Genomic DNA, 6,423 nt, shown 5'->3' on the forward strand with positions numbered 1-6,423 from the left:
ATAATATGTTACATCAGTTGGATTGTAATGATGCCGGAGAAATTCCTTTCGTTGCAAAAAAAATACTACAAGCTTTCCCCAAACAACATTTTTTCATTTTCAGAGGCAATTTGGGGGCAGGGAAAACCACTCTTATCAAAGCCATGTGTTCGGAGCTGGGAGTTGCTGACCCGACCAACAGTCCCTCTTTTGCTATTGTTAATGAATATCTGATGCATGACGGGCGGAAAATATATCATTTTGACCTGTTCAGGTTAGAAAAACCCGATGATCTATATGATATTGGCTACGAAGAATATTTTTTCAGCGGGAACTATTGTTTTGTAGAGTGGCCTGAAATTGCCGTAAACCTTTTACCTGAAGAATACGTAGAAATTGTAATTTCTATCAATGAAAAGAATAACAGCAGATTAATTTCTTTTAGAAAAAAGAACTAACATGTTACTTTTTTGTAACTTTATAGTAACAAATGCGAAACAAGAGTGAAAATTTTTTTGTCACAAAGGCTCTAAGACACTAAGAAACACTAAACCGACTTGCCTAAATATTTTTGTTTTTTGTGAAATTATATGTTTTTGTGTCTTAATGACTAAATTTGAAATAGTGATGATTCTTTACTCTTGATTCTCATAATAAATTAATTGTTATGAGCCAAAAAAAGGATTTTACGCGTTTTAAAAATGGGGAGAGCATGATGCCGCAGCCCGAAATGCTTGAGGTGAAAAAACAACGCTCACAGTTTAAAATCGGGATACCCAGAGAAATTGCCTATCAGGAAACCCGTGTGGGGCTGGTTCCTCAGGCTGTAGCGGTGCTGGTGAGCCGTGGGCATGAAGTACTGGTTGAAAATAATGCAGGCAAGGCAGCAAATTTTCAGGATAGCGAATATGCCGATGCCGGGGCCCAAATAGTTGACTCTCCGGCTGAGATTTACCATTCAGACATCGTGATAAAAGTTGCTCCGCCATTATTGCAGGAGATAGAAAACTTCAGGCAAGGGATGAATATTTTTTCCGCGATAAACCTTCCGGGGCAAGATGCAGAATATTTTAAAAAGCTGATTGGAAAGAAAGTTACAGCTGTTTCATACGAATACATTAAAGACAAAACCAATTCTTTCCCGGTGATACGTTCTTTGAGTGAGATTGTCGGGAACACATCAGTTTTTATTGCCGCCGAATACCTGAGCGATATTGATTATGGTAAAGGCAAAAGCCTGGGAGGCGCACCCGGAATAACTCCAGCCGAGGTGATTATCATCGGTGCAGGAACTGTAGGCGAGTATGCAGCAAGGGCCGCGCTGGGCATGGGTGCTTTGGTAAAAATCTTTGACAATTCTGTGTTCAAATTGCGCAGCATCCAGAACAAATTAGGTACACGGCTTTATACTTCAATTATCCAACAGAAAATCCTTGCACAGGCTTTACGTACAGCGGATGTTGTAATTGGAGCCTTACATTCTGTCAACGGCAAGATGCCCTGTGTAATTACAGAGGGCATGGTAAAAGACATGCCAGCCGGCTCTGTCATTGTTGATGTTAGTATTACAAACGGAGGCTGCAGTGAAACTTCACATGCTACAAATCATTCGCACCCCGTTTATAAGAAATTTGGCGTTACGCATTATTGCATCCCTAATATTCCTTCCCGCGTACCTCATACTGCCTCTTACGCCCTGAGCAATTATTTTGCCCCGCTACTGCTGCAGATTGCTGATGAAGGTGGTATTGATAATTTTTTAAAAACAGATGCAGGCACAAGGTTCGGGACATATATTTACAAAGGTATTCTTACAAATAAATATATCGGCGCCCTTTTTGGCATTCCTTATCAGGATATTGACCTTCTTATGTTTCCGATACATTAATTTTCTTAATTATATATAATGCTGATATTCAGCGAAAAAGTTAATATGAGCAATAAATTTCTTGTGTGATATTAACTTTTTATTATTTTTGTCGCTTATATGCTGAAGCAAAAAACCCTGGCTAATCCCGTAAGTATTTCAGGACGAGGGCTGCACACTGGTAAAGAAGTAAATATCACCTTCCGGCCTGCACCTGAAAATCACGGATTTGTTTTTAAACGCGTTGACCTTGAAAATCAACCTATGATACATGCTGTAATTGAAAATGTTACAGAAACGGAAAGAGGTACAACCATAGAGGAAAACGGGGTAAGTATTTCCACTATTGAACATACATTAGCAGCACTCTTTGGTTTGTCAGTTGATAATGCTCTCATTGAAATTGACAGCCCGGAAACGCCTATTATGGACGGAAGCTCTGCCCCATTTATGAAAGTCCTGCTTGCTGCAGGAATTGTGGAACAGCAGCAACCCAAAAAGTTTATTGAAATAAAATCAAATATTGAACTGATTGATGAAAAGCGTCAGGCAGAGATGATTGCCGTACCTTCTGACAGGTTCAAAATCACCTGCATGATTGACTACAACGACAAATTACTCGGGACTCAATATGCAACGCTTGATAGTATTCACAATTTTAAAGACGAAATAGCCCCTTGCCGAACCTTTGTTTTTCTCCGCGAACTAGAATATCTCCTGAAAAACAATTTGATTAAGGGAGGTGATTTCGACAACGCAATTGTTTTTGTTGATAAGCCAGTAACTCAGGAAGAGCTCAACAGGTTGTCGGAGATTTTCAAAAAACCCAAAGTCAGCGTTCAGAAAGAAGGAATTCTAAACAATGTGGAGCTGAATTTCCCGAATGAACCTGCAAGGCATAAGCTGCTGGATATCGTAGGAGATTTGGCATTACTCGGTGGTGAACTTAAAGCGCATGTATTTGCGAAAAGGCCCGGGCATGTTACCAATGTTGAGTTTGCAAAAAAAATTGCACAGCTGAGTTGTGTTTCTGCTCAAAAGGAAAAAAATAAAAGCCACGAGGAGTTTGATTTGAATAAAACCCCTTTATACGATATTTCAGCCATACAGAAGATACTACCCCACAGGCCTCCGTTTCTGCTTATTGATAAAATTCTGGAAATGGATGAAAAAATGATTATCGGGGTAAAAAATGTTACCATCAATGAAGGTTTTTTTATCGGGCATTTTCCCAAAGAACCTATCATGCCGGGTGTTTTGCAGATAGAAGCTATGGCACAGTGTGGCGGCATATTGGTGTTGAATACAGTTCCTGACCCAGAAAATTATATTACATATTTTCTGAAAATTGACAACGCCCGCTTCAAAGGAAAAGTAATCCCGGGAGACACCCTGATATTTAAACTTGAGCTTATGTCCCCGATACGACGTGGAATATGCCAGATGTACGGGCGTGCTTTTGTAAAAAACAAAGTTGTGATGGAAGCAGAAATGCTGGCACAAATCGTAAAAAAATAAACCTCATGCACCAGCCCCTGTCTTACGTTCATCCGCAGGCAAAGATAGCCCCCAATGTAGTCATTGAGCCTTTCGTAAACATTGATAAGAATGTTGAGATTGAAGAAGGCAGCTGGATAGGCCCCAATGTTACCATTATGGAAGGTGCCCGCATCGGCAGAAACTGTAAAATTTTTCCCGGGGCTGTCATTTCTGCCATTCCGCAAGACATGAAATATGCCGGAGAAGATACCATTGTTAAAATAGGTGACAATGTTACCATACGTGAATATGTTACTATTAACAGGGGAACAAAAGCAAGCAACGAAACAGTTGTGGGAAATAACTGCCTGCTGATGGCTTATGTGCATGTAGCTCATGACTGTATTATCGGCAATAATGTGATACTTGCAAATTATGCCGGCCTGGCAGGGCATATCCGTGTGGATGACTGGGCCATAGTAGGCGGTATGGTGGCTATTCACCAGTTTGTAAGCATTGGCGCTCATTCCCTGATAGCGGGAGGTTCTCTGGTGGGGAAAGATGTTCCTCCTTATTGCAAAGCTGCCCGCGACCCTTTGTCTTATGCAGGCATCAATTCTATCGGGCTGAGGCGGAGAGGTTTCTCATCCGAAAAGATAAAAGAAATACAGGATATTTACAGAATTATTTTTGTAAGTAAATTAAATGTTACACAAGCTATAAGATTTATTGAAGCCGAAATACCTTCTTCTCCCGAATGTGATGAAATAATATCCTTTATACAAAGTTCTAAAAGAGGAATCATGAAGGGTTACCGCCGCAATGGGATTCCAAAATAAGAAGGGAAGCATACTAAGTTGTTTTCTCAGAAACCTAAGAGATTTTATAAATCCGAAATAAGAACGAATAAGAATAAAAAATACTTTGTTTCTAAAAAATTCGTAATTTTGCACCCCATTTTCAATTATCAATTAACAGTAAACAGTTATCAATTAAAAAATTATTTATTATGCCAGCAAGAATCAGATTACAACGCCATGGTAAAAAAGGACAAGCTTATTACCATATTGTAATTGCGGATGGTCGTGCACCACGTGACGGAAAGTTCATTGAGAGCATTGGCACCTACAACCCGCTTACAATTCCGGCAGACATTAAACTTGACATTGAAAAAGCCATGACATGGTTGAAAAACGGCGCCCAGCCGTCAGAAACAGCCAAAGCTATCTTGGCTTATAAGGGAGTTTTGTACAAATACCACCTGAGCAAGGGTGTTGCCAAAGGCGCACTCACCGAGGAGATGGCCGAAGCTAAGTTCCAGCAGTGGATGCAGGAAAAAGAAGCCAAAGTACTGGATAAGAAAAATAAACACATACTAGGCAAGAAAGAAGCCCATAAGAAACGCCTGGAAGCCGAATCGAAAGTAAACGAAGCTAAATCACAGGAAGTGGCCAGAAAAAGGGCTCAACAGCTGGCCAAAGAACAACAGGAAGAAGCCGAATCCGCTGTTGAAACCGAAGTCTCTGATGAAGTGTCTGTAAACGAAGAAACTCCGGAAACGACACCCGCAGAAAAAGCTCCCGAAACAACACAGCCTGAAGAAACTTCAGAAGAAAAAGCTGAATAATTTTTGCAGCACTGCAGATGGAAAGCAATGATTTTATCTGCCTGGGAAAATTAGTGAAAACCTGCGGTTTTCAAGGTGGATTATTGGCAGTATTTGAAGCAAAAATCCCGCTGAAAAAACTTAAAAAGGCATTTGTTTTTGTTGAGATCGAACATGAACGGGTTCCTTTTTATATTACTGCCCTTGAAAAAAAGCACCAAAACCTTTACTATTTGGTTCTGGAAGATGTGAACAGTGAGGAACATGCTAAAAAGTTAGCCGGAAGCTCATTATACCTGCACCGCGAACAACTTGAAAAATCTGAGGACGTGAAATTGCCATCCGAAGCGTATCTGGGATATGATGTTATTGATGAAGTTAAAGGATTTATCGGCAAGACTTCTCAAATAATGGATCTGCCACAGCAGAAAATCATGCAGATAATACATGAAGGCAGGGAGATACTCATTCCTTTTCACAAAAGCATAATAAGGAAGATTAATAAGGCATCAAAACAAATTCTGATCAAAGCACCTGAAGGGCTGATTGATTTTTATATCAAATGAAAACCCTCTTCACTTTCAGGGAATTTACAGTTTGCGATAGCCATTGCGCCATGAAACTCACCTCTGATGCCGTGCTGCTGGGTGCTGTCACTAACCCCGGCGATGCGAAACGCATTCTCGATATAGGCACAGGCTGCGGAATTCTGGCCCTGATGCTTGCCCAGAAAAGTAATGCGATTATTGATGCTGTAGAAATTGAGGATGAATCCGCAAGGCAGGCAGAACAAAACTTCAGGGAGAGCAAATGGCATGGCCGTATTAATATTTTTCAAACCTCAATTCAGAAATATGCCGTTGAATGCAACAAAAAGTACGATTGCATTATCTGCAACCCGCCCTATTTTCACGGGCAACTCACATGCCCGGATAAAATTAAAACCACTGCAAAACACAATACCCGCCTCAACTTTGAAGAGCTAAGCGGATGCGTAAGCAAACTGTTATCAGCAAAAGGAGCATTCTGGACTATCGTACCGTTAACGGAAAGCAAACGCCTGCTCACCACATTTCTGAAAGCAGGATTATTTTGTTCTCAAACCTGCCATATTTCAGACAAAAAAGAAAACGAGCCGAACCGTATCGTTGTTGCCTTTTCGCATAATCCACCTCAACAACCAATTTTAAAAGAACTTTTTCTTAAATACCAGGACGGAAAACAATCAGAAGATTTCAAGTCTTTGACAAAAGATTTTTACCTTTGACAGGGAATTAGGTACAATTCTTGTTATTAATGCGCGGATTTAATTAATTCAAAATGAAAAAAATATCAAAATTATTTTTGCTCATTACAAGCATTATTTTTCCTGACTTCTGACTCTACCCTGTTTTTTGTGTAATTCATATTTTTAAGAATCAGAATATAAACTAATTAGCAAAAAAATTAGTGCGGTATTACCGCACTAACCTTATTTTTGTAGGATGTATTC

Annotated in this window: 7 protein-coding genes; all 7 read left to right on the forward strand. The window is 40.0% G+C overall.

Going from position 1 to position 6,423, the window contains the following annotated elements; translation table 11 throughout:
• Window positions 1–5 precede the first annotated feature (5 nt).
• The 7 genes from tsaE (at window position 6) to M0R16_02690 (ending at window position 6,198) form a co-directional block, all read left to right on the forward strand.
• The gene (gene tsaE, locus M0R16_02660) at window positions 6–437 is read left to right on the forward strand and encodes a tRNA (adenosine(37)-N6)-threonylcarbamoyltransferase complex ATPase subunit type 1 TsaE (protein MCK9611784.1); all 432 of its coding nucleotides are present in this window, start codon (window positions 6–8) and stop codon (window positions 435–437) included.
• Window positions 438–646: 209 nt separating this feature from the next.
• Complete coding sequence (locus M0R16_02665; GenBank protein MCK9611785.1) at window positions 647–1,867, forward strand: alanine dehydrogenase; 1,221 nt, start codon at window positions 647–649, stop codon at window positions 1,865–1,867.
• Window positions 1,868–1,966: 99 nt separating this feature from the next.
• Window positions 1,967–3,364: a bifunctional UDP-3-O-[3-hydroxymyristoyl] N-acetylglucosamine deacetylase/3-hydroxyacyl-ACP dehydratase gene (locus M0R16_02670; protein MCK9611786.1), complete on the forward strand. Its 1,398-nt coding sequence runs from the start codon at window positions 1,967–1,969 to the stop codon at window positions 3,362–3,364.
• 5 nt (window positions 3,365–3,369) lie between these two features.
• Window positions 3,370–4,164: an acyl-ACP--UDP-N-acetylglucosamine O-acyltransferase gene (gene lpxA / locus M0R16_02675; GenBank protein ID MCK9611787.1), complete on the forward strand. Its 795-nt coding sequence runs from the start codon at window positions 3,370–3,372 to the stop codon at window positions 4,162–4,164.
• Window positions 4,165–4,334: 170 nt separating this feature from the next.
• A complete protein-coding gene (locus tag M0R16_02680; protein ID MCK9611788.1) occupies window positions 4,335–4,952 on the forward strand; it encodes a 30S ribosomal protein S16 in 618 nt (205 codons plus the stop codon).
• Between the two features lie 17 nt (window positions 4,953–4,969).
• Window positions 4,970–5,497, forward strand: a complete 528-nt coding sequence (rimM, locus tag M0R16_02685; GenBank protein MCK9611789.1) for a ribosome maturation factor RimM — start codon at window positions 4,970–4,972, stop codon at window positions 5,495–5,497.
• Entirely contained in the window at window positions 5,494–6,198 is a 705-nt protein-coding gene (locus M0R16_02690) for a methyltransferase (protein MCK9611790.1), read from the forward strand. The genes rimM and M0R16_02690 overlap by 4 nt, the downstream gene beginning before the upstream one ends.
• The last annotated feature ends 225 nt before the right edge of the window (window positions 6,199–6,423 follow it).

This window comes from Bacteroidales bacterium (genome assembly GCA_023228145.1).
GTDB lineage: Bacteria > Bacteroidota > Bacteroidia > Bacteroidales > CAIWKO01 > CAIWKO01.

What these genes read in the sequence shown, in the direction of transcription:
- M0R16_02680 (MCK9611788.1), top strand. Translation starts at nt 4,335, where the DNA reads ATGCCAGCAAGAATCAGATTACAACGCCATGGTAAAAAAGGACAAGCT.
- tsaE (MCK9611784.1), top strand. Translation starts at nt 6, where the DNA reads ATGTTACATCAGTTGGATTGTAATGATGCCGGAGAAATTCCTTTCGTT.
- lpxA (MCK9611787.1), top strand. Translation starts at nt 3,370, where the DNA reads ATGCACCAGCCCCTGTCTTACGTTCATCCGCAGGCAAAGATAGCCCCC.
- M0R16_02665 (MCK9611785.1), top strand. Translation starts at nt 647, where the DNA reads ATGAGCCAAAAAAAGGATTTTACGCGTTTTAAAAATGGGGAGAGCATG.
- M0R16_02670 (MCK9611786.1), top strand. Translation starts at nt 1,967, where the DNA reads ATGCTGAAGCAAAAAACCCTGGCTAATCCCGTAAGTATTTCAGGACGA.
- M0R16_02690 (MCK9611790.1), top strand. Translation starts at nt 5,494, where the DNA reads ATGAAAACCCTCTTCACTTTCAGGGAATTTACAGTTTGCGATAGCCAT.
- rimM (MCK9611789.1), top strand. Translation starts at nt 4,970, where the DNA reads ATGGAAAGCAATGATTTTATCTGCCTGGGAAAATTAGTGAAAACCTGC.